This is a genomic window from Methanomassiliicoccus sp., assembly GCA_012719175.1.
In the GTDB taxonomy this organism is placed as follows: domain Archaea; phylum Thermoplasmatota; class Thermoplasmata; order Methanomassiliicoccales; family Methanomassiliicoccaceae; genus UBA6.
Window position 1 is genome coordinate 617180 of the sequence record JAAYAX010000004.1, and the last position, 25778, is coordinate 642957.

The 25778-nt window shown below is 58.9% G+C and carries 22 protein-coding genes; 16 read left to right on the plus strand and 6 right to left on the minus strand.

Annotation, left to right across the window (positions count from 1 at the left end; all coding sequences use genetic code 11):
- Nucleotides 1-125: 125 nt before the first annotated feature.
- On the minus strand, nucleotides 126-449 hold the full coding sequence (locus tag GXX95_03390; GenBank protein ID NLT37188.1) for a carboxymuconolactone decarboxylase family protein: 324 nt from the start codon (nucleotides 447-449) through the stop codon (nucleotides 126-128).
- A gap of 154 nt (nucleotides 450-603) precedes the next feature.
- Here GXX95_03390 and GXX95_03395 point away from each other — a divergent pair, with 154 nt between their 5' ends.
- The 7 genes from GXX95_03395 to GXX95_03425 all read left to right on the plus strand — a co-directional run bounded on the left by GXX95_03395 (nucleotide 604) and on the right by GXX95_03425 (nucleotide 8492).
- Nucleotides 604-2088, plus strand: coding sequence for an MFS transporter (locus GXX95_03395; protein ID NLT37189.1), 1485 nt, complete (start codon nucleotides 604-606; stop codon nucleotides 2086-2088).
- Between the two features lie 48 nt (nucleotides 2089-2136).
- Nucleotides 2137-3168 (plus strand): hypothetical protein, encoded by a 1032-nt coding sequence (locus GXX95_03400; GenBank protein NLT37190.1) that lies wholly within the window; start codon nucleotides 2137-2139, stop codon nucleotides 3166-3168.
- A gap of 135 nt (nucleotides 3169-3303) precedes the next feature.
- Nucleotides 3304-4299 carry an MtaA/CmuA family methyltransferase gene (locus tag GXX95_03405; GenBank protein NLT37191.1) on the plus strand — a complete coding sequence of 332 codons (996 nt, stop codon included), beginning with the start codon at nucleotides 3304-3306 and terminating at the stop codon, nucleotides 4297-4299.
- A gap of 356 nt (nucleotides 4300-4655) precedes the next feature.
- A complete protein-coding gene (locus GXX95_03410) occupies nucleotides 4656-6377 on the plus strand; it encodes a PQQ-binding-like beta-propeller repeat protein (protein NLT37192.1) in 1722 nt (573 codons plus the stop codon).
- A gap of 105 nt (nucleotides 6378-6482) precedes the next feature.
- Nucleotides 6483-6815, plus strand: a complete 333-nt coding sequence (locus GXX95_03415) for a hypothetical protein (GenBank protein ID NLT37193.1) — start codon at nucleotides 6483-6485, stop codon at nucleotides 6813-6815.
- A 99-nt stretch (nucleotides 6816-6914) separates the two neighbouring features.
- A complete protein-coding gene (locus GXX95_03420) occupies nucleotides 6915-7991 on the plus strand; it encodes a permease (GenBank protein NLT37194.1) in 1077 nt (358 codons plus the stop codon).
- 252 nt (nucleotides 7992-8243) lie between these two features.
- Nucleotides 8244-8492, plus strand: a complete 249-nt coding sequence (locus GXX95_03425; protein NLT37195.1) for a thioredoxin family protein — start codon at nucleotides 8244-8246, stop codon at nucleotides 8490-8492.
- 39 nt (nucleotides 8493-8531) lie between these two features.
- Here the strand turns inward: GXX95_03425 and GXX95_03430 are convergent, their stop codons facing one another.
- A complete protein-coding gene (locus GXX95_03430; GenBank protein NLT37196.1) occupies nucleotides 8532-8924 on the minus strand; it encodes a winged helix-turn-helix transcriptional regulator in 393 nt (130 codons plus the stop codon).
- A 185-nt stretch (nucleotides 8925-9109) separates the two neighbouring features.
- Here GXX95_03430 and arsB point away from each other — a divergent pair, with 185 nt between their 5' ends.
- The 6 genes from arsB to GXX95_03460 all read left to right on the plus strand — a co-directional run bounded on the left by arsB (nucleotide 9110) and on the right by GXX95_03460 (nucleotide 19139).
- Nucleotides 9110-10231 carry an ACR3 family arsenite efflux transporter gene (gene arsB, locus GXX95_03435; protein ID NLT37197.1) on the plus strand — a complete coding sequence of 374 codons (1122 nt, stop codon included), beginning with the start codon at nucleotides 9110-9112 and terminating at the stop codon, nucleotides 10229-10231.
- Nucleotide 10232: 1 nt separating this feature from the next.
- The gene (locus GXX95_03440) at nucleotides 10233-10454 is read left to right on the plus strand and encodes a hypothetical protein (protein NLT37198.1); all 222 of its coding nucleotides are present in this window, start codon (nucleotides 10233-10235) and stop codon (nucleotides 10452-10454) included.
- Complete coding sequence (locus GXX95_03445; protein ID NLT37199.1) at nucleotides 10451-11065, plus strand: hypothetical protein; 615 nt, start codon at nucleotides 10451-10453, stop codon at nucleotides 11063-11065. Before GXX95_03440 ends, GXX95_03445 begins: the two co-directional genes overlap by 4 nt.
- Nucleotides 11066-11074: 9 nt before the next feature.
- Nucleotides 11075-11383: a hypothetical protein gene (locus tag GXX95_03450; GenBank protein NLT37200.1), complete on the plus strand. Its 309-nt coding sequence runs from the start codon at nucleotides 11075-11077 to the stop codon at nucleotides 11381-11383.
- Between the two features lie 323 nt (nucleotides 11384-11706).
- Nucleotides 11707-18225, plus strand: coding sequence for a hypothetical protein (locus tag GXX95_03455; GenBank protein NLT37201.1), 6519 nt, complete (start codon nucleotides 11707-11709; stop codon nucleotides 18223-18225).
- Nucleotides 18226-18317: 92 nt separating this feature from the next.
- Nucleotides 18318-19139 carry a PrsW family intramembrane metalloprotease gene (locus tag GXX95_03460; GenBank protein NLT37202.1) on the plus strand — a complete coding sequence of 274 codons (822 nt, stop codon included), beginning with the start codon at nucleotides 18318-18320 and terminating at the stop codon, nucleotides 19137-19139.
- Nucleotides 19140-19324: 185 nt separating this feature from the next.
- Here GXX95_03460 and GXX95_03465 read toward each other — a convergent pair whose 3' ends face one another.
- Genes GXX95_03465 through GXX95_03480 form a run of 4 tightly spaced genes read right to left on the minus strand, consistent with a single transcriptional unit; the run spans nucleotide 19325 to nucleotide 23381 of the window.
- Nucleotides 19325-19975 (minus strand): flavodoxin family protein, encoded by a 651-nt coding sequence (locus tag GXX95_03465; GenBank protein NLT37203.1) that lies wholly within the window; start codon nucleotides 19973-19975, stop codon nucleotides 19325-19327.
- On the minus strand, nucleotides 19972-20790 hold the full coding sequence (locus GXX95_03470; protein ID NLT37204.1) for a methyltransferase domain-containing protein: 819 nt from the start codon (nucleotides 20788-20790) through the stop codon (nucleotides 19972-19974). The genes GXX95_03465 and GXX95_03470 overlap by 4 nt, the downstream gene beginning before the upstream one ends.
- A gap of 43 nt (nucleotides 20791-20833) precedes the next feature.
- On the minus strand, nucleotides 20834-21229 hold the full coding sequence (locus GXX95_03475; GenBank protein NLT37205.1) for a response regulator: 396 nt from the start codon (nucleotides 21227-21229) through the stop codon (nucleotides 20834-20836).
- 4 nt (nucleotides 21230-21233) lie between these two features.
- Nucleotides 21234-23381, minus strand: a complete 2148-nt coding sequence (locus tag GXX95_03480; GenBank protein NLT37206.1) for a GAF domain-containing protein — start codon at nucleotides 23379-23381, stop codon at nucleotides 21234-21236.
- A 393-nt stretch (nucleotides 23382-23774) separates the two neighbouring features.
- Between GXX95_03480 and GXX95_03485 the strand changes: the two genes are divergently transcribed.
- The 3 genes from GXX95_03485 (at nucleotide 23775) to GXX95_03495 (ending at nucleotide 25759) form a co-directional block, all read left to right on the plus strand.
- Nucleotides 23775-24839, plus strand: coding sequence for an NAD(P)-dependent glycerol-1-phosphate dehydrogenase (locus GXX95_03485; GenBank protein ID NLT37207.1), 1065 nt, complete (start codon nucleotides 23775-23777; stop codon nucleotides 24837-24839).
- Between the two features lie 13 nt (nucleotides 24840-24852).
- Entirely contained in the window at nucleotides 24853-25278 is a 426-nt protein-coding gene (locus GXX95_03490) for a UPF0179 family protein (GenBank protein ID NLT37208.1), read from the plus strand.
- A gap of 67 nt (nucleotides 25279-25345) precedes the next feature.
- On the plus strand, nucleotides 25346-25759 hold the full coding sequence (locus tag GXX95_03495; GenBank protein NLT37209.1) for a hypothetical protein: 414 nt from the start codon (nucleotides 25346-25348) through the stop codon (nucleotides 25757-25759).
- Nucleotides 25760-25778 lie beyond the last annotated feature (19 nt).

Sequence of the window (25778 nt, forward strand, 5' to 3'; positions counted from 1 at the left end):
CTATCGGTGAGCTTAAGATGCTCATCGACCAAGGTACCGTCGCTCGTTCACAGCATTCACGAGCATTGTCCGGACCGGTCTGGTCATGGTATGCATCCCCAGCCGGCAGGATGACTACGGACCTCTCACTTCTCGCAGGAGCACTTCACGTTCCCGGCGATTATCTCCGGCCAGTCCGCCAGGACGTCGTGGGTCCAGCAGTCATCGGCCCCGGCGGACTCGCGCATGGTGAGGGCGAAGATGTAGCACAGCTCCTTGACCGTGGCGCCGGCCTCCAGGGCGCCCTTGAAGTGCTTCCTCACGCAGGGTGCGCTCCGTCCCTTGATGGACAGCGCGAAGCAGATGAACTGATAGGTCTTCTCATCGATCATCCTCTTCTCCCTGTACATCGCATCGATCTCGTCCAGCTTGCCCGTGAACTCCGGGAAGAACTCCTCCAGCATTTTCACCGTCATCATCCCTCTAGTTGGTCGAAGTAATGAGACTTAACAATAATAAAGTCAGTCCTAGGATGCAGGTGTCCCTGAGGACATCTCCATGTCCACATTTTTCGACCCTTCAGGAAAACCGTATATAGTACACCAATTATCGGCAATCGATATAATGGAGAACCCGCCTGAGGAGAAGGGAAAGCGCACCGGGGCGATACTGTTCATACTGGCCAGCATGGCAATGATAGTAATGTTCGTGGAAATAATGATAGTTCCGGCGCTGCCCACCATGGCCCAGGACTTCCCGGCTCAGGTGGACTGGCTGCCCTGGGTGCTCTCCATCTACCTACTCGTGGGGGCCGTGGCCACACCCCTCGTGGGCAAGCTCGGGGACATCCACGGGAAGAAGAAGGTCCTTATCGCAGTTATGGTCATCTATGTGGTGGCCCTGCTGGGCAGCGGTTTCTCCCTGGAGATCTCGGATGCATTACTGGGAGAGCACAACATCTTCGTCCTGCTGTTCTTCCGCGGCCTGCAGGGAGTGGGCATGGGCATGTTCACCCTGGCCTTCGGCATCGTCCGGGACACCTTCCCCAAAGATAAGATACCGGTGGCCATAGGGATGATCTCGGCGATGTTCTCCGTGGGGGTCAGCATCGGCCTGGTGGGCGGCGGCTACATCACCTCGGTGGCACGGTGGACCGATGCCTTCCATGTCATAGTCCCCTTCTTCATGGTGCTCACGGTGGCGGCGGCCTACCTCATCCATGATCCCCGCTACGTCAGGAAAGGAAGCTTGGACATTCCGGGCGCGGTCACCCTGGGCATCGGGATCGTCGCCCTCCTGTTAGCGCTCACCGAGGGAGAAAGGTGGGGATGGGACAGCGGCGCCATACTCGCCTTGTTCGCCGCCTCCCTCGTTGCGTTCATCGTCTTCGTGCTCATCGAGATGCGTTCCAAGGACCCCATCGTGAGACCGTCCCTCCTGGCGAACCGGGGCATACTGGGCGGTAACATCGTGGCGTTGTTCGTCGGCCTGACCATGTTCATGGTGTACCAGACCCTTCCCTTCTTCCTGGAGACCCCTATTACCGCGGGTGGGTACTTCGGTCTCACCGATACGTTCACGGTCGGCCTGTACATGCTACCCAGCGCCATCGCTCAGCTGTTCTTCGGGCCCTACGGCGGGAAGCTGTCCAAGAAGATAGGACCCTCCAACGTACTGGCCATCGGCATGGCCATCACCACAGCGGGCTTCATCTCCCTGGTCTTCCTCAATTCCGACTTCTGGCAGCTCACCATCTCCATGGTGATCTTCGGTTCTGGGGTGGCCCTGTGCATGGTGTCCATGATCAACGTGGTGGTGGAGGCGGCACCCCAGAGCGAGTTCGGCGTGGCCTCGGGCATGAACACCCTGTTCCGCATCGTGGGCGGTTCCATCGGGCCGGTGCTAGCAGCGGTGATACTAGCGGCCAACTCCTTCCAGTACCAGGTGGCGCCAGGGGTGATCGTGGAACTGTACAAGGTGGAAGGCTTTATCCAGGCGTGGTGGGTGGGCTTCGTCCTTGCCCTCATCGGACTGGTCGTGGCCATCGTGCTCCGTCCCAAGCGTGAGGCAAGTGATGTAGTGGACGCAGTGACCCCCTCCGAGAACTAGTGAGCGTACCCGCAAGGCTCTTATCCACCACCGACCCTAGGGCACTGGATGGCAGAGAGAGTGACCCTCAGGGCGTGCCCCTACTGTGGAAGCATGGACACGCACCCCGCGCTGTTGTTCGGCGGACCGCTGCCGTGGGTGGACCACAACGACGGCGGGTACATTTGCCGGAGCTGCGGCAAGACCGCGGTGCCCCTGGACTTCGATTCCCGAGAAGATTTGACAGCTTTCCAGAAGAGCCTCAAGGCCGTGGCCAGCGGCACCGCCGACGATTTCATCCACCTTCCCATCATGCCGGTGGACACCGCGTCCCTGTTCAACGTCCCCGTGCTCAAGTACTCCGTGGGGCAGGTCGCCAAAGTGGTGGAGGTGGAGTGGGAGGACGGCTACCGGGTCCGGGGGAAGAGCGCCCGGTTCTCCCGGTACTGGTCAGCGGTGCAGAGCCCCCGCTACTCCGCCAAGGAGGTCATGCTCCTGGACCTAGCGGGGGTCAGGGACGGGCATCCCAACTTCGACGTTCTCAAGAAGCTGATAAGGAGCAAATACCAGGTGTGGCTGGACCTGGGGGTCAGAGCGCTGGACGACATCTTCGACGCCTTCACCATGGACGTGTCCCGGACGGTCATCGGCAGTCTCACCGCCCCCGACCTGGATGTGTTCGAGGAGGCCTTCGAGATCTCCGACCGCGTGGTGCCCTGCCTCCACTGGTCGCGTGAGGTGCTATGGTCCCATCGCGATGTGGGGCCCCGGGACCTGGGGAGGGCGATCGCCGCCATGAAGGACATCGGGTTCGATTCCATCGGGGTCATTGACATGACCCGCCTGGGGAGGGGGCAGGGCGTGGACCGTGGCCTGGTGGAGTCGCTGTCACGGCTGGATGCAGGAGTGATCATAGGTGGAGGTGTCATCGAGAAGGACCTCGACCTCATACGTTCATGCGGTCTCAAGGGCGCGTTCATGGACCCCTTTACGCCGGTCATCGGCGACCTCATACTCGAGGAGGAGCGGGAGCTGCCGACGGACGACGTGGCCCCCGCCGTGCGGCCGCTGGCCAAGGGCAAATTCGTTCCGGGCGAGTGATCCGTTCTCTAACCTTCAGTGGACATCAGCGGCCGATCCCTTTCCTTCTACCGTTCCTGCGTTCCTCCCACCTGCGTACAGAGGATACCTTGAAGTTGGGTGAGCGTTCATTAACCGCCGATGCGGGACCGTCTATTGGCTGCTCTTGATCGGCAGGGGGTGGACCGCCCTCCCTGTGTCAGCTTCGGCCAGACGGCCATCCTGGAGCTCCAGAAGGCGGTGGGCGCCCTGTGGCCCCAGGCGCATCAGGACGCTGAGCTCATGGCGCGGTTGGCGATGGCCTCAGTGGAGAGAGGAGGTCTGGAAGGTGCGCGGGTCCCTTTCGAGACCACGGTGGACGCCTCCGCGTTCGGGGCGGGAGTGGCCATGGGAGGGCCGACCAAGCACCCCTATGTGAGCTACCATCCCCTCCATGACCATGACAAGGTGGCCATAGCTCATGTCCCGGACCCGCGCAAGGACGGCCGCTCCCCCGTCGTTTTGGAGGCTGTGAGGAAGTTGAGCGGCGGGCAGGTACCGGTGCTGTGCGCGGTGACCGCGCCGTTCACGCTGGCCTGCTTTCTGCGGGGGGAGCGGGAGACGATGATGGACCTGATCGTCGATCCCACGTTCATCCACAACGTCATGTCGGTGGCAGAGAAGTTCTCCCTCGCCTTCGTGGAAGCGGCGGTGGAGGAGGGCGCCGAAGTGATAGTGGTGGAGGACACCTGGGCCAGCGGAGAGATACTCTCCATGCAGCAGTATGAGGAGTTCGCCCTCCCCGGGGAGCAGGCGTTGACATCGAAGGTGCGAGAACTGGGAGCACGGTCGATCCTGCAGCTCTGCGGCCATCCCATGCTCAACCTGCCGTTGATGTCCAAGTGCGGGGCTAACGGCATATCCGTACATCAGAAGGTAGATCTGGTGGAGGCGAGAGGGAAGTTGGGAGACGACATCGCACTGGTCGGTAACATCGACCCCAAGGACATGGTGCTGCAACCTCCAGAGAAGATACGTGATCTCAGCAGGAAGTGCATGGCCGATGGCATTGATGTCCTGTCCCCGGCCTGCGGCCTAGACCCCACTGCATCCCTGCAGAACCTGCGCGCCCTCTCGGAAGCCGCCAAGACCTTCCGGCGGGGCGATGGTTGAAACAAGCCTCTTCGGATGCGTGAGCTCGTCCAGGGCGCGCTGGACGTGCAGGACGATGAACAATATCAAACAATTCAAAGCCATCTAGGGCTGTTTTTAAATAAGATAGACGAATAGTAACGCTCCGGGATGCCTATAACATTCCATCTTGATGTCAACGGAGCTCCGGGAGCTGACATAGATTCATCCTGTTCCCCACACCAAGGTCTGGTCTTGACCGGAAGCGATGCTTTGCGGAGCTCGAGAGAGCTTTTCTCGATGAAGGATAAGCTCGAATGGAGTGACCCTGATATCGCTTCTCCCATCTACGCTGAACGGCTGGTGGTCTGTAGCAGCTCATCCTTAGAGAGGTGGGTATGAAGGCCGGAGCCGCCATCCTGTGCGCTCTGCTGCTTGCGGTATCCCTCGGCGGAACCGTATCCGCGGCCGACGACACTGACTCCTGCGCCTTCCTGTTCGACTTCGGGGACGGAAGGACGTACTGGACCGATGTGCCCCTGACGCCGGGGATGACCGGCTACGATGTCTTCACCAATGCCACGGAGACGTTCGGCTTCACCCAGACCAACATCTTCTTGGAGGAATGGGGCCATCAGATCATGAGCATCGAGGGATATGGCGGCAACTACAACTTCTCCGACCCCGACGCCCCCTACGATTTCTGGCGGCTGTTGAAATGGGAATCGTCGAGCAACAGCTGGATATGGTCAGCGACCCTCCTGGAGGGGATCAATCCCACCACCACGGACGCCATCGCCTTCATCTATACGAGGTGGACGTACATGGGGCCTCCGACCTCCACGCCCTCTGACCGGGACACCTGGATCACCGAGAGGGGAGATTACTCGAACACTGGAGGTCTTCAAAGCTATGTTCCATCGAGCATCGAAGCGCAGTGGTCGAAGGACCTGGGCAAAGGGGCCGTGGACGCGACCGCAATCTACGCCGCAGGGCATCTGTACGCCGTTACCAGCGGGACCACTAGCGATGGGACCACATACAGCACCAATGGCAAGATATTCTGCCTTGATGCCTCCGGCGAGGAGGTATGGAGCGAGGAGCTGGGCACCGGTCATCATGTGGCCAGTCCCATGTACTGGAACGGCTACGTGTACGTGCCCTCTGCGGACGGTAAGCTGTACGCGTTCAACGCCGAGAACGGGTTCCAGAGATGGAGCTATGATACTGGAACATCGGCCGCGGGCATCGTCTCCTCGCCGGTGATGTACCAGAACCTGATCATAGTGGCCAACGAGGACGGCAACGTCGTAGCGGTGGACCAGTTCGGGGCCCTCAAGTGGAGCGAGAAGCTCACCACGAACGTGAGCAGCGCCCCGGCCGTCCGCAACGGCCTCTTGTTGGTCAGCGGTGATGACGGCACCCTGTACGCGCTCGCCGGTGACGGCAGCGGGCTGGAATGGAGTCTACCGCTGGGCAGCAAGCTCACCTCCTCGCCGATCGCTACCAAGTATCAGGTCCTGGTACCTTTCGCGTCAGGTTCGGGAGGCGGAGTGGCTTCCGTAAATTATGATGGGGACCTGGAATGGACGGCTGAGACCGGGAAGGTTCCGGGTTCAGCGGCACTAACCTCCGAGGGAGTGGTGTCGGTATCGGAGGACGGGCTGACCCTGGTGGACCTCAACGGCACCAAGAAGTGGACCGCGACCATCGGGTCCGCTAGCGCGGAGAGCACAGTGGTGGCGGTCGACGGGATGAGCTACGTCGTTACCAGCGACGGCAGCGGCAAGATCATCGCGGTGGACAGCGATGGGGTGGTGGCATGGACCAAGGACGCCGGGCCCGCAGCCATAAGAGGTGCACCGTCCATGTCCAACGGCTCTCTGTTCCTGCCATCGAGCGATGGGAAAATGCTCGCATACTCGTTCGTCGACCTCCAGCGGGATGATGGAGGGGATAACAACGGAGGCGATAACAACGGAAACCCATCGGACGATGGGCAGACCCCTGGTACCGGCAGCGGAGGTAGCAATCCCATCTGGATCGTGGGCGTGGCCGCTCTGGTGTTCCTCGCCATGGCCACCATCTACGTGAGATGGCACAAGAAAGGGTCTTCGTGAATATGGTCAGCTTTCCAGTAGGAGAAACAATTCAATCCCTTTTTTATAACATATACTGTCCTCTCCCCTGTAAGCCATCAGGCCTGCTAGATGGTGGTGCAGATCGTGACTTCCAGGGTAAAGGTCAACATGTTCCCGTGCGGGAACACCTCGATCATAGAGGCGAACAGGAACGACGACGGGGACTTCGAGCTAAAGATCACCAGCAGCTGTCAGAAGGCCGTGAAGTTCGTGGAGGATCTCGGACCGCTAACCCTGTTCGACCTCACGGACAAGAGCAGTAGCAAGGTGTTCCGCAACTTCATCGATTCCGAGATGAGCGCCAACTGTCTTCTTTTGCCTGGTGTGATGACCGTGGCGTGGGTGGAGGCGGGCATGATCGCCCGGTCCATGGTCAAGAAGAAGATACCTCTAAGCATCGAGCTCGTCGATGAGTGAGCGAAGGGGGGACCACCACCAGGTCGCTCGAAGCAGGGGGCGAAATCCATTAATATTCAGATGATGGTTTAGCTTCAAAATTAATTGAAATGTATCGATATGGCCGATATCCTCATTGATCCTCTGATGAGCGGGCTCAACAGCCTGCTGGACTACCTGTCCCAGCACGTGCTTACGTGCCTCATCCCCGCATTCTTCATTGCCGGGGCCATCGCCGCCTTCATCAAGAAGGATGCTATCCTCAAATACTTCGGACCGAGGACAAAAAAGTACATCTCCTACCCTGTGGCGGCCGTCTCCGGTACGGTGCTGGCGGTATGTAGTTGCACCATCCTGCCCCTGTTCGCCGGCATATACAAGAAGGGCAGCGGCCTGGGCCCGGCTACCACGTTCCTGTTCTCAGGCCCCGCCATCAACGTCCTGGCCATCGTGTACACCGCCCAGGTGCTGGGCTACGACATCGGGCTGGCCAGAGCGGTGACGGCAGTTCTTTTGTCCGTGGTGATCGGCCTATGCATGTCGGTAATCTTCCGCAAGGAAGAGGAGAAACGAGCCTCAGAGACAAGCGAGTTAAAACTGCCCGCTATGGGCTCTGCTGGGGAGGAGAGACCCAGGTGGGTGGTCCCATCGTTCTTCGTCCTCCTCATCGCCATCCTCCTGATCGGCTCATCAAAGCTGGACTGGGTGCCCAAGCTCGCCCTCGTCTACGTCCTGACCCTGGCGGTGGCCGTCATCCTCATCTATTTCTTCCACAGGGACGAGGTGACCGAATGGGGTATGGAGACCTGGGAACTGACCAAGAAGATCTTTCCCATACTCATCGCCGGTACCTTCGTGGTCGGCGTCATCGCCTATTTCATTCCTGCGGAATCTTTCCGCCCCTACCTGGGCGGCAACTCCCTGCCCTCCACCTTTTTGGCATCCATCATCGGAGCGCTACTGTACATGCCCACGCTGCTGGAGGTCCCCATCATCGGCACGACCTTCGGCTACTCCACCGGCGTTATGGGAGGGGGACCTGCGCTTGCCTTGCTGCTCACCGGCCCATCGCTCAGCATACCGTCGATAGTCGTTCTATATCGGCTCATGGGGGCGAGGAAGACGGCGGTGTACATCCTGCTGGTGGTGGCCTTCTCCACCATCGTCTCGTTCGCCTACGGGCAGTTGTTCGGGTGATGCCATGCAAAACCATGGACTATGCTCTTTGATCTCATCGGCCGGGGACAAGAAGGTTCGCGATAACTGGTCAGGAATGGAATTAGCCACGCTGAATCTGATCAACCAGAAGGTCTCTCTAATGTGGCACGAGAACACTAGGGATTCTATCATGAAGATGCCTGAGAAGAAAGGACCACGTCTTCGTACCGTACCGCGGATAGCAGGACGAAATGGTCGCGATTATGAACGAGTGCGTGAGGAGAAGATAATATGGCAAGTAGGATCGAGGTTCTAGGAACCGGATGCGTGAAGTGCAAGAGGCTATTCAAGAACGCCCAGGAGGCGGTCAAGGAGCTGGGGCTGAACATCGAGGTCGCTAAGATCGAGGACCTTCACGAGATAGCCCACAGAGGCGTCATGATGACCCCTGGCCTGGTCATCGACGGTGAGGTCGTGGCCGTAGGCAGGGTCCCCGGCGTGGATGAGATCAAGAAGATGCTCGCAGGCAGTAAAGGATGACCAGAAACCATGTGAGATACGGCGCTTGAGAGCGCACCCTCACTCACGAGGGCGTGCGATGCGGTCCACGACCGACAGGCCTAACTCGCTAAGCATGTATATTCGCCATTTCTTGCGTGAGGACCATGTCACCAGCTTGGCCTCCTCCAGTACGCTGAGGTGGTACGATAGCTTGGAGTCAGAGAGCGCGGTGATCTCCTTGAGGATGCAGGGGCACAGGTCGGCGACCTGCAGGGCATGGAGGATCTGCAGACGGATGGGGTCGGACAATGACTGGAACAGCCTGGCCTCTTCGATAACGTTTTCGCGGCTGGGGACGCGGGACCTCAGCCCCTCCAGCCCCCCCAACTTCTCCATCGTCGCTGCCATCTCATCAGGTAGGTTCAGTATATCGGCGCAGCACTCCTTGTCCGCGGTACTTCTTGTTGACATCTCCATTCACCAGGTGTCCAGGGTAACAGTCGTCTAATCAATCCTTTGAATGCACTTATTATTTGCCACTGAGCGGCCGCAAGGAGCGGACCTAACGATTGTGCATAAATTTTTTATATGCACCTGTGGATTTACTTCAATAATTATTGAAATAACATTAACTAGCATAAAGAAGGTGGTGCTGGATGACCGGGCGGCATGATGGCAGTGCAAGAGCTGAGGGCGACAAGAAGAAGTTATCGTTCCTGAACAAGTACCTGACCGTCTGGATCTTCGCCGCCATGGGGTTGGGGGTCGCTCTGGGCGTGATCGTTCCCGGTTTCGCCGATACCCTGAACAGGTTGAGCATTGGGACGACGTCCATACCCATCGCCATCGGCCTCATCCTCATGATGTACCCGCCCCTGGCCAAGGTGAGGTATGAGGAGATCGGTAAGATAGCCAAGCAGCCCGAGGCCAAGAGGATGTTCGGCACGTCCCTAGGGCTTAACTACATCGTCGGTCCGCTGCTGATGTTCGCCCTGGCGTGGATCTTCCTCCCCGATGAGCCCCTGTACCGCATCGGTCTCATTCTCACCGGGGTCGCCAGATGTATCGCCATGGTGCTGGTGTGGAATCAGCTGGCCGAGGGAGACACGGAGTATGCGGCCATCCTCGTGGCTCTGAACTCCATCTTCCAGATCGTGCTGTACGCTTTCTATGCGTACTTCCTAATCGCCGTGCTCTCCGACGTCGTGTCACCCGGCTCAGGAGTGCCGGTGGAGATCAGCATCGTGTCCGTGGCCATCAGCGTCATCATCTACCTGGGGATCCCGTTCTTCGGAGGAATCCTGACGAGGTACCTGTTACGCCCACGGATCGGCGCGGACCGATACGATAACAAGTTCATCCCCATAGCCGGCAAGATCGGGCTGCTGGCATTGCTGTTCACCATCGTGGTGATGTTCTCGCTGCGCGCCCAGTCCATCGTGGACACCCCCCTGGACGTCGTAAGGATCGCCATACCTCTGGTGATCTACTTCGTCATCATGTTCCTGCTGTCGTTCTGGTTGTCGATGAGGTTCCGGTTCGACTACCCTCACGCGGCCACCCAGTCGTTCACCGCGGCCAGCAACAACTTCGAGCTGGCAATCGCCGTGGCGGTGGGGGTGTTCGGTATCAGCTCCGCCGTGGCTTTCGCCACGGTCATCGGCCCGTTGGTGGAGGTGCCGGCGCTCATCTCGCTGGTCAACCTGTCCCTGTACTTCAAGCGGAGGTACTACGACAGCAGAGGCCGTCACATCGGCAAGAGAACGGAGGCGGTGTGATATGGATGGCGATATCAAGGAGCTGGTGGCATCAAGGGCCACTGCCCATTGCCGGCCATCCTACAGGCATCGCATCGGTGGGGCGTGCAAACTGGACCTCGTTGAGGAGGACATGCGGTCGGCCATCGATATGGCAGAACGGATGAGCTTCGAGGGAGAACGATGCATGGCCGAGCTCGTTGACCAAGTGATCAGGGAAGGACAGATGGAGGAAAGAAAATGACCGTTGAGGAGATAGACCTATACTGGCTGAAGCCACAGGACCTTATGAACTACCTGCCCGCCGACAAGACCCCGGGTTGCGGGACCAAGAGCTGGGAGGAGTTCTCACAGCTGCTCGTGGATAAGAAGATAAAGGCTGCGGATTGCGACAAGATCGACAAGGCCATGGCCGAGGCGTTGGACGGGGCGCTGTCCGTGGACATAAGATTACCGGAGAGCGACCCCATGCAGCAGAAGGTACCGGAGCCGCTGCTCGAATACAACTCACCGGACGACAGTTCCCCGATCATCGTCACCAGCAACTCGGTGATCACGCACCAGATACTGGGCCTGGTACTGAACGCGGCCAAGGTGAAGGCCTTCGTCATACCCGTGGACGCTCAAGGTCTCACGTACGACAACGCGGTGGCGGGCAACTTCTTCTCAGGCATGCAGGTCATGAAAGCGATCACCGGAAGCGGAATATCCGCCAAGACCACCAGCCATAGGATGATCATCGGGGGTCTGGGGAAGGACGTCAGATCGTCGATAGAACGCATCACCAAGTGGAGCGTGGAGGTCGGTCCGGTAAGCTGTTTCGAGCTCCCCATGTACCTGGTCGCCAACCGCTGAGACAGGTGGATGAGCTTGCAGAAGGGAGCATTGGTGAGCCCAGTTGCCGTGAAGAGAGAGCAGAGGCACTATCCCCGCCCGGCGTGCGTGAGCGGGGATGTCCGCAGGCACTGTGCCTGCTGCGAGGCCGAGGTCGACCGGTTGCAGCGTACCTGCTCCCAGTGCTACGCCCCTCTGCGCAAGGAATGCCCACACTGCCACTACTGGGTGGAGATGGACGCGGCCTACTGCGTCTCCTGCCGCCGGCCGTTCCAGACCCCGCCTCCGCGAAAGGCGGTCATCAAGATGTGGCATCCTGACGGAGAGGGTGCGGTGTGAGGCCCTTGTCAAGTAACTGGACCAGGAATGGCGGTCACAAGCTCACTGATGAGAGATCGACCTTGGAGGTCGATGAAATAACCCCCATTCCACCCCTGATATCTTTCGTTATCAAAAATTGAAAATGATAAAAAGCTATCGCAAATAGTTCTAGGATATTAAATCAGAATAATAATATGTTCTGGCTCAAAGGAAAGATTTAAAAAATTTAGTCAATATATTGTAGTTAATATACATATATTGATTATATATAAAATATTGATAATTACCGCACCACCTATTTATGCGCTCCCACCGTCCAAATTGGGCGTTAGGTGGTTCATATGTCGAGGCTGAAAAGATCTAGCGTGGTGAAGGGAACGATAGCTATAGCAGCAGTTGTCCTCATCGGGCTGTTGCTGGTAGGAACGTTGGGAGCCCTCTTTAACGGTTCGGACCGCACGGATGCGGGGGCGCCCATAAAGACCGGCATCAATCCCGGTTCACCGACCCAGATCACCTCTCCGTTCCGGATCAACAGCGATGCCGAGCTCACTGCCAAGGCCTCCGCCATGGGTTGGGTCGGCGACGGTACGGCCAGCAACCCATACATCATCTATAATGTTTACATAAACAACAACTACTACGCTCATTCCACCTACGGCATCTTCGTCGGTAACACCACGAAGTCCTTCGTGATCTACCAGTGCTACATCTATCGGACCACCGACGCCTCCACGAACCCCTACACAACTGGCGCGATAAACCTGTATCACGTCAGCAATGCCCAGATACTCTCCACCAGCGTGAGCAGCGCCTACTATGGCATCATCCTCACAGGATGCACCAACGTCAGTCTGTACTCCGGCAGCTGCTATGATGTTATCAATGCCGGCGTTAAGATCGACAGCTCCAACAATGTCACTGTGGCCACGCGCAACATCAACTACTGCCGGTCCTATGGGATCTACCTGACACAATCCCAGGACGTGCTCCTGGACCACAACGATATTTACTATTCCAATTCCGGCGACGGCATATACCTCACCAACTCCGACAGGAACCGCATAGAGAACAACACCGTGGTCACCTCCTATCACGCTGGAATAGAGCTCATGAGCTCAGATAATAATACTATTCGCAGTAACACCATCAACTGCATCAACGGGATCGTGGTGGAGTCCTCGGCCCGGGACATCCTCATGTACAACACCCTCTCCTCGGGGTCCGGCAAGGGCGTGCACCTGATCTCTTCCAACAACATGACCGTGGAGGGGAACACCGCCAACAACTGGAACGTGGGCATGTACTCGCAATCCTCCGCGGACGTCCTGTTCCATAACAACACTGTGAACGCCTGCTCCTACGGAATATATCTCTACACGTCCAGCACCCGCAACGTCCTGGTCGAGAACCGCGTGAGCAACTGTGGCATCGGAGGGGTCACCGTGGAAGCGTCGATGTACAACACCTTCTATGACAACAACCTTACAGGAACCTCTTTCTACATCCAGTACAGCTCCTCCGATGTCTTTGCCCACCAGGAGATACCCGACAACAACACCGTGAACGGGCGGCCAGTGTACTACTATGCCAACGTCAACATGGACAACGCCTCGGTGCCCCTGGATGCGGGCCAGGTGATCCTGGCCTCCGTGCAGTACCTTAACGTGGCGGGACTGAACCTCAGCGACCAGAACGCGGGACTTCTCATCGGTTACAGCTCCCATATCCAGGTGGCGGACAACCTCTTCTCGGGAGGTGACCCCCAGGGAGTGAGGGCGGTCGTATGCACTGATAGCGTGTTCCACCACAACACCTTCGCCGACTGCGACACTGGCCTGTCCCTCTACCAGTCGACCGGTAACGTCATAGACAGCAACATCGTCACCGTCTGCACCGTGGGCATAGCGCTGGACTCCTGCCCCAGCAACGTGCTCGGTGCCAATGTGATATCCGACTGCACGAGGAGCGGCATCGAGCTCAGCTCCTCGAACGACAATGCCCTGTACGAGAACGTCCTGGTGTCCAGTTCCATCAACCTCGAGGGCTCGGAGTTCTACTTCAACTCCCAGGTCATCGCTACGAACAACACCGTGAACGGGCGGCCGGTGTACTACTATGCCAACGTGAACATGGACAACGCCTCGGTGCCCCTGGGGGCCGGGCAGGTCATACTCGCCAGTGTCCAGTATGCCCACGTGACCGGACAGAACCTCAGCGATCAGAACGTGGGCCTGCTCATCGGCTACAGCTCCCACATATTGGTCGACGGCAACACTATCGATAACGGGTCCCCCTACGGGGCCCGTATTTACCACAGCAGCGATTGCCTTATCGAGGAAAACGGTCTAGAGGGAGATGACCTCGGGATCATCCTGGACTCCTCCTCCTCTGTGGCCTTACGCAGCAACGAACTGATAGCCTGCGGCACTGGCCTCTACATCCATAACTGCGATGGGATCGAGGTATCGAGCAACGAGGTGAACGCCGACACCGGCATCAACCTCTACACTTCGACGTCGGTAATCGTCACTTCGAACCAGTTCCTCGAATGTGTGACTGGAGTGACCGTCTATTCCTCCGCCGCGACAGTTGAGGAGAATATCTTCGAAGACGTCACTTCGTACGGCATATACGTGGATAGCTCCAACGGGGGGATCCATGTTCTCAACAACGTGATGAACGATACCAACAACGGCCTAAAGCTCTGGGACTCCGATGGTAACGAGGTCAGGGGTAATGATATAAGCAACGCCACCTACGGCATCTCCATAGAGCTCTCTGCCAACAATATCGTTACCGGCAACAACGTGTCCTTCTCCAATATCGGCATAAAGGGCCATTACTGCACTGGATCGATCGGCGGCAACAATCTGACGGACTGTAACGAGGGGGTGCATGTCGATTACTGCAATCCCCTGGTCATCGAGGACTGCACCATCGTGCGATGCTCTGTGGGCATCAACACCTATAGCAGTAGTGGTGTCGTCGTCCAGGACAACGACATCTCCGACTGCGAGACCGGTGTCCGCATCTATTACACCACCAGCGCCAATGTGATAAACAATGAGATCGATGGCGGTGATAACGGCATCTATGTTTCGGGCAACAACCAGTGCACCGTGAGCTCCAACGACATCAACGGCTGCTCCCAGGCGGGCATATTCCTCTCCGGCACTAACAACAACGTGCTGACCAGCAACGCCCTGATCGGATGCGCCATCACCTTGGAAGGGAGCCAGAGCACCTACACCAGCCAGACCGTCCCGGCGTCCAACACCGTGAACGGCAAGCCTGTCTACTATTACGCGGCGATGGACATGACCAGCACTGCCGTTCCCACTGACGCGGGACAGGTCATACTGGGAAACGTCACCAACGGGCACATCAGCGGCCTGGCCATCGACAACACCACGGTTGCGTTCCTGTCTGGTTACTCGGACCATGTGACCATCGATGACTGCACCTTCGACAACGTGACGTCCGTGGCCGTGAGCCTCCAGAGCTGCCATTACTTCGCCGTCAGTCACTGTGACCTCATCACATGCGAGAAGGGCGTCTACCTGAGCTTTGGCAACAGCAACAAGGTGGACAACTGCACCTTCACAGGATGCAAGGAGGGCGTCAGGATCGACAGCGGAAACAATAACCGCTTTATCTACAACACCATCTCCGCCGGCGACACAGGGATGTACCTCAACGGCCAGGGCTCCCGTGCAGGATACAACACCATATCCCAGTGCGGGGTGGGCATCGATGTCCGCGGCGGTTCCATCGTTGTAGAGCACAACACCCTGTCCGGCTGCACCCAGGACGGCGTGCTGTTCTACTACTGCAGTTCCGGTGAGGCCTTCTCCAACATCATATCCGGATGCGCTGATGGCATCCACCTGTACCTCAGCGGCCACAGCGAGGTGCACTGGAACGATATAGGGTCTTGCGGCGTGGGGATAAACGCTACACAGACCTACTCCGAGGACCTGAACTATAACCGCATCATCGGCGCTGTGACCGCGGGCATCCTGCTCGACCATGTGGAGGAATGTGCGGTAGAGGCGAACGAGATATCGGATTGCCCACAGGGACTGATGGTAAAGAACAGCATGAACGTGGAGGTGACCGGTAACACTATCGAGGGGTGCCAGGACGGGGCCATGCTGCAGGGAAGCGAGAGCGTCCAGATGACCTGGAACCACGTGAACGGGTCCTCCGATATGGGAGTGAAGGTCATCTCCTCCGAAGAGGTCAGCATCAGTTACAACACCATCTCCAACAGCACCTCTTATGGCCTATGGTTCAACACCTCCCTGGACAACGAGGTCTTCCTCAACCGCTTCATCGACAACAACGGTGCCGGTGAGACCTACGACCCCGAGCATGCCCAGGCCTATGACGACTGCTACATCTATGTGGACATCTTCGGGCCGATCATCTATCTCTACGAGCCTTACGAGGGCCAGGAGATCTACGGGAACTTCTACGCCTACTGGGATGCATATGATGATGCAGGGGTGGACCGCGCCGAGTTCCGCATCGATGACGGGGAGTGGCAGATCCCCGAGGGAGAGGATTCGTTCTTCTACTACCCCCTGGAGCTGGAGGCCGGGGACCATAAGATCGAGGTCAGAGCGTGGGACGGTTTGAACAACAGCGCCTCGGCGTTCGCCAACTTCACCATAGAGGGCGGTCTGGACCTCCCGCTCTTCGCGTCGAAGGCACCGTCTCTCTCATCGCCGGCAGAGCCGGAGGAGCCCGCCACGGGTAGCACGACCCTTTGGAACTCGGGACCGGGAAACCTATGGAGCGACCTGCCCAGCCCTGACGCGGACCGTGACGGATACATGGACGTTCCCTACCAGATCGCCGGGGGCAACTCCACTGACGGGCATCCCCTATCGCAGGAGATCGCCAATCCTGATTCCCTCAACGCCGTGGCGGAGCCGTTCAGCGTGGACCTGAGCTGGAACGGCTATAACTATTCGCTCAAGGAATCCATCGACGGCTACCACCTCACCAGGAACTCCACCTCCGGTGGCAACTTCACCGTGGACCTGGGAGCGTCCGACACATCCTACAGTGACACCACGGTGGTACCCTATCATGAGTATTCCTACACTCTGATGGCGTTCAGCGGCGAGGTGCTCGGAGGCGAGGGGCAGATAGAGGTCATGACCCCCGATCCCTTCCCGCCCAGCATAGTGATCGATTCGCCCTCTAACGGGATCTTCACCAACGCCTCCAGCGTGGAAATGGCGTGGACAGGCACCGATGAATATTCGGGCATCGCAGGCTACTGGGTCAAGCTCAACGGCGGCGAATGGACCAGCGTGGGCCTGGAGGTCAGCTACACCTTCGAGAACCTGTCCGAAGGCAACAACACCCTGGCCGTCAAGGCCGTGGCCAACGCGGGGAACGTCAATGAGACCTCGGTCCTGGTGACCAGGGACTCCACAACACCCGTGATCACCATCGCCTCGCCTACCAACGGCCTGGTGACAGGGAGCGGCAACCTGACGGCCGCGTGGAGCGCTGTCGATCTCAACGGAGTGGATGGATACCAGTTCCGCCTTGACGGCGGGGAGTGGTCCGCACTCAATGGCACGCCCTCAACATCGTTCACCGGTCTGGAGGCCGGGACCCATACATTGGAGGTCCTCGTCATGGATGTGGCCGGCAACATCGGGAACGCATCGGTGAGCTTCTCTGTGGACCTCTCCATACCCTTGCTGTCCATTGCCTCGCCCGAGAACGGCACATGGATCTCCTCATTGCAGGTATCGTGGCAGGGATCGGACGACATCTCCTCCATCTACAGCTACGAGGTGAGACTGGACGGAGGGGTGTGGACCAACGTGGATTCAGCCACCCAGTACCTCTTTGAGGGCGTTGCCGACGGCCTGCACACCGTGCAGGTCAGGGCATATGACCAGGTAGGGAACAACGCCACCGCCGAGGTGCAGGTGTACCTAGATACCATCCTCCCCGTTCTAGTGATACAATCCCCGAGCGAGGGTGATCTCCTCAACGGAGGGAACGCCCAGGGTGCGTGGAACGGGACCGATGGCGAATCCGGTGTGGGCAACTACAGCCTTAGGGTCGACGGCGGGGAGTGGTCAGAGGTACCGACCACCTATGACCTGAGCGCCCTGGCCGAAGGGCAGCACCTTCTGGAGGTGAGGGTCTTCGATAACGCCGGGAACTTCGTGATCGAGATGGTGAGCTTCACCCTGGACCCTGAGGCGCCGAACATCACCGAACGCGTTCCCGAGGGGGAGCATGTGGACCCTGATGCGGATGTCTCTGTGACCTTCTCCGAGGGCATGGACGTCAGCTCCGTGAACCTGACCGTGGAGGGAGTGGAAGGGATCGTTAGCTGGTCCGGCAACACCGTGACCTTCGAGCCGTCCGCCAGCCTGCAGTACGCTACCTCCTACACGGTCGCGGTGAGCGGGATGGACCTCGCCGGCAATGAGGTGAACATGAGCTGGAATTTCACCATCACTAACCGCGGAGCCCTCTCCGGAAGGATAGTGGATACCAATGGAGCTCCGGTGTCGAATGCCCTGGTAACTCTGGACACGGGTGAGACCGCCCTCACCGATGAGAACGGCCTGTTCTACATCGTGACCGAGGCCGGGGAGCACACCATAACGGTGACCAAGGACGGCTATCAGGCAACGTTCTCCTCCGCCCTCCTGGGGGCCGGGGAGACCCTGTCCATCAGCGCCATCACCCTGACGCCCCAGGCCACGAGCTCATACGATTGGTGGCCTATCATACTGGCGGCGGCCGCTACCGGCTCCTTCTTCGTCCTCCTGTTCTCCACCAGCAGGAACGAGAACAACCGGGGCAAGAAGTAAGCCGGACCCAAAACCCCTTCCCCCTATCTTTTCTACTCTTGCATTCTCCTCTCCTAGTCTTTGACCGATGACCTATCCTGAACGGCCAGGACATGACCATCTATTTTATCACGGACCGTTCATACACTCAGCGTACCATGGCCCTCTTCGTGCTGGAGCTCATCATCGTCCTGATCGTGGCCTTCGTGCCCGCCCTCCTGTACCTGATGTGGATACGCCGGGCCGAGATCTATGACCGTGAACCGGTGGATGCCATCGCCGGGACGTTCATCTACGGGCTGATCGTCGCCCTGGGCATGGCCTTCGTGCTGGAGCTGCTGGCACTGACCTTGTTGGAGACGTACACGGACGGTGGCCTGGACCCCACGATGGAGAGCATAATCCTGGCCGTGGTCCTCGCCCCTGTGATCGAGGAGTTCACTAAGCTGACCGGGGTCATGGCCTCGAGCCGCCGGCTGACAGAGCTGGAGAACGGGCTGGTGTACGGGGCCGCGGTGGGCCTGGGCTTCGCCGCGGGAGAGAACGTCATGTACTACACCAGCTCCCTCACGGAAGGCGTGGAGCTGTTCATAATCACCGTCCTGGCCCGTACTATAACCTCGACCTTGCTGCACACCTCGGCGTCGGCCATCTCCGGTTTCGGCATATCGCGCTCGCACGTCTCCAAGCTGAGGACGGGGAGGGGTACAAGCTGGCTGCCCTACTACTTCGCAGCGGTGCTCATGCATGCGGCGTTCAACTTCCTGGCCATCCTGGGATCGGACATCCTGCCCGATGCCAGCGGTGAGATCTCCCTGCTGGGCCTGCTCGGCTCCCTGGTGTTGGTGTGGAGCACGGTGCGGTACATCCGCGGAAAGATCATCAGCCTCGACAGGGCCTATCCCCGGTACGTTCAACCGCCGTACTACCGCTGACGAGGATGATCGTTCACCGCAGGGGGTCGGCGTTCGACACTGTCGTCCTTTCGCCATAACAACGATTTTCAAGGATGCCTGACGGCCTTCCTGGGATGATTTGAGCGATCCCGACAGCGCTACTGACATCACGATCTCAGCGGCCGCCCCTTTTCCTAAAAGCGTTGTCTAGGTCTACCAGTGGCTCACTCCGGCTCCGGCCCGGGAGGGTTCTGCCCCAACCCAGGCATGGGCATGCCCATGGACCGCCGGGGGACGGGGCATCTCGCGGGCCCGGCGCTCTGCGCCAGCTCCCTCCCCAGCAGCCTCGCGTCGCTGAGGGCCGTGGGATGGTCGGCGATGGAGCCCTTCTCCTCGAAGCCGGCGAAGGTAAGCTTGCGCGACGGGGTGGCCTCGAGGGTATAGAAGAACGCCTGCGCGCTGGCCTCGGCAGAGGCGAAGTCGGTGCGTATCCTCGCCCCCACGGAGAGGAACGCCCCCTTGCGCTTCTTGGAGCGGTAGTGTAGAACGAACTTCTGAACCCAGCATAGCTGGGCCCGGTCGATGAAGGCCTTCATCTGAGCGGTGACGCCGTAGAAGTAGACAGGAGAGGCCAGTATGATCACATCGGCCTCCTCGAGCTTGGGATATAGTGAGGTCATGTCGTCATCGAGCACGCACCGCACCCCGTCCGCGCACCCATCGCAGGCGGTGCAGGGGCTGATGTTCAGCTTGCACAGCGTTATCTTCTCCACCGTGGCCCCGGTTTCCGCTGCACCCTCCAGGGCAGCGTCCAGAAGCATGTCGGTGTTGCCGCCCTCCCGTGGGCTGCCCAGCACTCCCAGCACATACGTCATGTCCTTTCCTCCGTCTTGATCCCTTCACCCTTGAAGAACGTGTACGCGAACGTCCCCGTACCCGTGGTACGGCGCAGACCGCGGACGCCCTCCTCCCACTCCGCCTCCGTCATCATTCCACAGGCGAGCACCTTATCCCTCACCCCATCCACCATGGCCGCGAAGGTGTTGCGCGTGAAGCCTTCCTCCAGTTCCGGGCGGGAGGGGTCCACGTACACCATGCGCGGAGTGACGGTTATCTTCTGCAGACCGGCTTCGGTCAGCAGGGGGAACAACCGGCGGCCGATGAGGGCGTCGCCGCCAGACCTGCTCTGCAGGTCCACCAGGCAGTCGATGGCGCGCTGCGACAGCGGGTTCAGGGGATAGAAGAAGGTGGAGCCGTGGTCCCCCTCTATCACCGTAATGCTCCCACCCGGCCTCAGCATGCTCACGGCGACGTCCAGCGCCCTCTCCGGCCGGGGGAGGTGCTCCAGTACGAAGCAGATGAACACGTGGTCGAAGCTCCCCGGGACGAACGGCAGTTCGAAGATGTTAGCCACCTGGAAGGTCACGTTGGTGATCCCTTCCCTCTCTGCAACGGCACGGGCCGCGGCCACCGAATCGGGGGAGATGTCCACTGAGGTTATCTCCGCCTCCGGGCTGTTACGGGCGAGGATCACCGTCTGCGCGCCGACCCCGCAGCCCATCTCCAGCACCTTGCTCCCAGCAGGGTAGCGGGTGTCATGGTGCAGAAGGTCGGTGAGCGTCCGTGACTGATCGTTCAGCCTTACCATTTCCCGGTCGGTGTAGCCGTGAACGTAATTGTCGGGGTTCATCCGACCGTCTATGACGCGTTTCCTTTCAGAATAACTTTTGCTCTCACCGTCCGCACGAGCAGGCCTCGATGTTCTCGAGGAGCCGGGAGCGCAGGCTCGAGTAGTAGCGGAAGGTCTTGACGATATAATCGCACGCCCCCAGCTTCATGGCCTGCACACTGAGCTCGGGGTCCTCGGCCGCGGACACGAAGATCACCGGGGCGGTGTATCCCTTGGCCCGGAGCTTCTTGAGCAGTTCCACCCCGGACATGTCCGGCAGCGCGTAGTCAAGCACCACTATGTCGAATGTGTTCTTGCCCAGGACCTTGAGGGCGTCGGATCCGTTGCCGGCCTCGGCAACCTCGAACTCCTCTTCGGGCAAGGATTCCTTGCACAGCAGGACATGCTCGTGGTTGTCATCGACCATCAGCACTGTAATCTTGCCTGTTGACGATGGCATATGATCACTCCATTGCTCTAGTTACGATCTTGGGGATTATGACATTATAGGAAGTTCCCCTGCAGGGATCTCCGGGAACGCGGTCCTCGACCCACACCTTTCCATGATAGCGGTCGGTGAGGATGCCCACCACTGACATGCTGAGCCCATATCCATCCGAGCCCTGGACCGTGTCTAGGCGGTCATACCGCCGGAACATCCCCCTCTTCTGTTCCTCAGGAATTCCCTTGCCGCCGTCCATGATCCGCACCCTCCACCATCCTCCGGTAGGGTCCTGGTGCTCCATCACGTCTATCTCCACCGGCCTCCCCTGGCCGTATTTGAACGCATATGCCAGGAGGTTATGGAACAGTACCTTGAGGGAGCTATCGGCCATCACCATAGCGATATCGGGGGCGGAGTTTATGTGAGCCTCCACGTCCTCGTTCACGGCGTTGGAGAGCAGGTCCTCTCTGACCTCCTTCAGGATGGGCACCAGGTTCACGGCCTCCAGGAGCGCCTCTCCCGTCTGTCTGCGCAGGCGCGACAGCTCCCTTATGTCGGAGATCACCTCGGAGATGTTGTCCGATTGCACCAGGGCCGAACGCACGTACCGGCGCTGCCGCAGGTCCAGCTTGGGGTCCTTGATTAGCATCTCCAGGAAGCCATGTATGGGTACGTTGAAGTTGGCGACATCGTGGGTGAGAAGGACGTTGTACATCTGGAGGTTACTGGCATAGATCCTGATCTGGTCGTACTGTGATGCCCGGTGGATGGCCATGGCCGCCTGCAGGGAGAACAGCTCGATGAGCTCGTACTGCTTCTTGGTGAACGGTATCCCTGGCCTCTTCTCCAAGGTCATGACCCCGAGCAGCTCTTCGGAGAGCTGCAGGGGCACGCATATGATGGAGCTGGGATCGTCATCCGGGGTCCCGGGGATGGTGATCGCCCGGGGGTCAAGGTCCGCCCGCACCACCAGCTGCCCCTTCCCGGTGTTCGCGACCAATCCAGTGATGCCCTCCCCCACCTTCAGCACCGGGACCTCGCGTATCTCCTCCTCGGTTATGTACGCTATCGCGTGGAGGCTCTCCCGAGAGTGGTCTAACTGGAAGATGTAGCAGTTGTCCGCGCTCACCAGGTTCCGGGCGGTGTGCAGGATCATCTGCAGCAGCTCCTTCAGCTCAAGCGTGGAGGACAATGCCTGCGTGGTCTCGTAGAGACCTTGCAGGATGTCCGAACGTACCATCAGCTCCTTATGGAGACGGGCGTTGCGCAGGGAGGTGGCCACATGGTTGCAGAAGACCTGGAGTATGGGATATAGAAGGCCGAGGTCCCCGCCCAGGCGGCGGTTCCCGAACACCGCGCACCCGTAAGCTCGCTCGGACCAGTTGACGGTGAGGCCAACCAGGGACCTTATCTCCGGTACCGGGCAGCTTATCTCCGATCGCTCCAGATCCTCTACCATTATCTCCTGCCCCCGGTTCACTGTCTGATACAGCAAGCTCCCATCGGGGAGCTGGGAGTCCAGGACCTGTACCGCATCTGCGTCCTCTATCCCGTGACATATGATCTGCGGCCTCTCCTGCGGGTGCAATATGCGGAAAATGGCGAAGTCCAGGCCGAGTGAGAGGGCGAGCCGAGAGGCCTCGCTCTCTATCAGCTCCTTGAGATCGCAGCCCTCATGGACTTCCAGGGAGGTGCTGGCCAGGACCTTGATCATCTCGTAAGGATCGGCCTCGCCCCGGGGGGGCTCGGTCCCGCGGCCATCACCCATTAGCAGGAGAGCCCCGTCAACGGTCCCATGCGCATCCCAGGAAGGGATGAGCACGCACTGGCGATCCACATTATGAGGGGTGTCGAAGACCAGGTTGGCCCTGGCCGGAGTCCCATTGGTACACTGCTTGAACGCTTGCTGATACTGGTCCAAACCATGACTCGAAAAGTTCTTGGACAGTAGCGCTTCAAGAAACTGGCCCTGGCATTCACAGGATGAACGTCCTAAGGCCGACTCTGCCGGACCGTTCAGGGAGACCATCCTCCCTCCCATGTCCAGGTGGATGAGGGGATCGGGCAGATGGTCAAGAAGATGAGAGGTGTTCAACATGGTGACCCTGTCCAGCACCTCATCTGAAGGGCCGTCTATGTCCTGCTGCCCAAGCATTAGCGGTCTCATTTCATTTTTGCATATATAAATAAGGAAGCCTTTATTATCACTTTGGGCCAGTATCCTCCGCATTTATATCCCTGTTCCCAAGATTTTTCGTTACGGAGGTGGCCAGAGGTACCGTGGACCCGCTTGTCCCGGTAGGGAGACATGACTGGTGAACGCCTACTCCAGTCATTTATAAGGGCGATAATATCATCTTCCGAAAACGATAATATAGAACGTTCTCCCCTGAGGTTAACACGCGGCCACGAGGGACGCTCGACCGTTCCTCGAAGTGGATCGCTCCTGAGCATGTCGTTGAGCGCTTGTATCCAAAACATTCCGATCTTAGGGTCTAATGGGAATGATGTAGGTTGTTGAAAGAAGGTACTAATATCCGGCCATGGTTAAGGTGCTTCAATGGACGAGGGCGATTTCACCAAGGCTCGCTCGATCCTTTTTCCAAGGAATGTGCTCGCGGGCCACGGCGTATTGGGGCAGACTCCCGATGTCTGCAGGGACTTCGGACTGTCAGGCACAGCCCTCATCGTCACCGGTTCCAAGACCAAGAACGTGGCCGCCGATATCGTCACCAACAGGATGATGGATGCAGGCTACGAAGTACAGATGGCCACCGTGGGAGAGGCCACCCAGGAGAACCTCGACAGGGTCGAGCAGATCGCCCGGGAATGCGGGACCAACTTCTTTCTGGGGGTCGGCGGAGGAAGCAAGATCGACCTCGCCAAGATGGCGGCCAAGAACCTGGGGCAGGAGTGGATATCCATACCCACCTCGGCATCGCATGACGGCATCGCTTCCGGCAGAGCATCCATCAAGAACGAGAACGGGCCCCTGTCCCTTGACGCCAAGGTCCCCCTGGGCGTGGTCGCGGACACGGCCATCATCGTCCAGGCACCATACCGCCTGCTTGCGGCAGGATGTGCTGACGTCATATCCAATTCCACCGCGGTAAAGGACTGGGAGTACGCCAAGCGTCTACGGGGAGAGGAGTTCTCCCGCTCCGCTTATTCTCTCGCCCTGTACACCGCCGAGACCATCATAGATAACGCCGACCTGATCAAGCCCAACCTCGAGGAGAGCGTGTGGGTGGCCATCAGGCCCATCATCATATCGGGCGTGTCCATGGCCGTGGCCGGGTCCTCGAGGCCGACAAGCGGATCGGAGCATATGTTCTCCCACGCTCTGGACATGATCGCTCCGGGCAAGGCCCTCCACGGAGAGCAGTGCGGTGTAGGCTCCATCATGATGATGTACCTCCATGGTGGCGATTGGTCGCGCATCCGGGAGGCGCTCGCCAAGATCGGCGCCCCCACCTCGGCCAAGGAGCTGGGGATCACCGAGGAGCAGGTCATCGAAGCCCTCGTCAACGCGCACAAGGTGCGCAGCAGATTCACTATACTGGGCCATGTAGGCCTAACTCACGAGGCCGCCGAGAGGCTGGCCACTATCACAAAGGTCATTTAAGGGAGGTTCAGCGATGGTCGTCATCACTCTGATAGGAGAGCACCTCGCCAAGGAAGGCGATGAGTTCGTTTACCGTGGGCCGCTCACGGAATGCCGTGACTGCAAGCTCAAGGGTGTCTGCTTCAACCTGGACACCGGAGGGCTGTACCGCATCAATGCCGTCCGCAGCGTGAAGCACCTATGCCGCATCCACGAGGAGGGGGTGCGCGTGGTGGAGGTGCAAAAGCTTCAACAGAAGTGCGCCCTGCCGCAGAAGTATGCGCTGGAGGGTTCCACCATAACCTTCGAGGAGGTCAAGTGCAAGTCCCCGGGGTGCGAGAACTACCGCATCTGCCACCCCATGGGTCTGGAGAAGAACATGAAGTTCCGTGTTCGCAGCATCGATGGGGACATCAAGTGCCCTGAGGGGCATCGGCTGGTCGCGGTCACCTTGGAGTAAAGGGAGGCTGGACGGTCCAGGTAAGGGTGAAAATAGATCCTTAATTCAATCCCCTTTCGAGACAATGATGAGCGACGGTACGGTTTACAGACAACAGAAGGATCCCTGGTTCCTCGTGATGGCCGTCGCATTCGCTGTGCTGGCCGCCCTTTCCATTGGGCTCAGTGCCCTCTATTCAAACCTCGAACTGCTCGTTGCCGGGATCGTCGTCGCCGTGATCTACGCGACCTTCATTGTGCCCAACAACTTCTATGACCGCTATGAACTCAGCAAGGGGTCAGTCCACATCCGGTTATATTTTACAAATATTCGCATCCCGTATAAGGTCATCCTAGCCGCCGGTTCGGTTTGTTCCTGGAGCGTCATAGTTAAAACGATGCCGACCTCGCTCAAGATGAGGGAGATAAGTTATCGCGAGGAGGGCACAAAAGATACGTCTCCCACTCCCCGGCCGGTTGGGAACGGTTCTTGGAGGAGCTGAACTCCCGGATAGCGTAGAA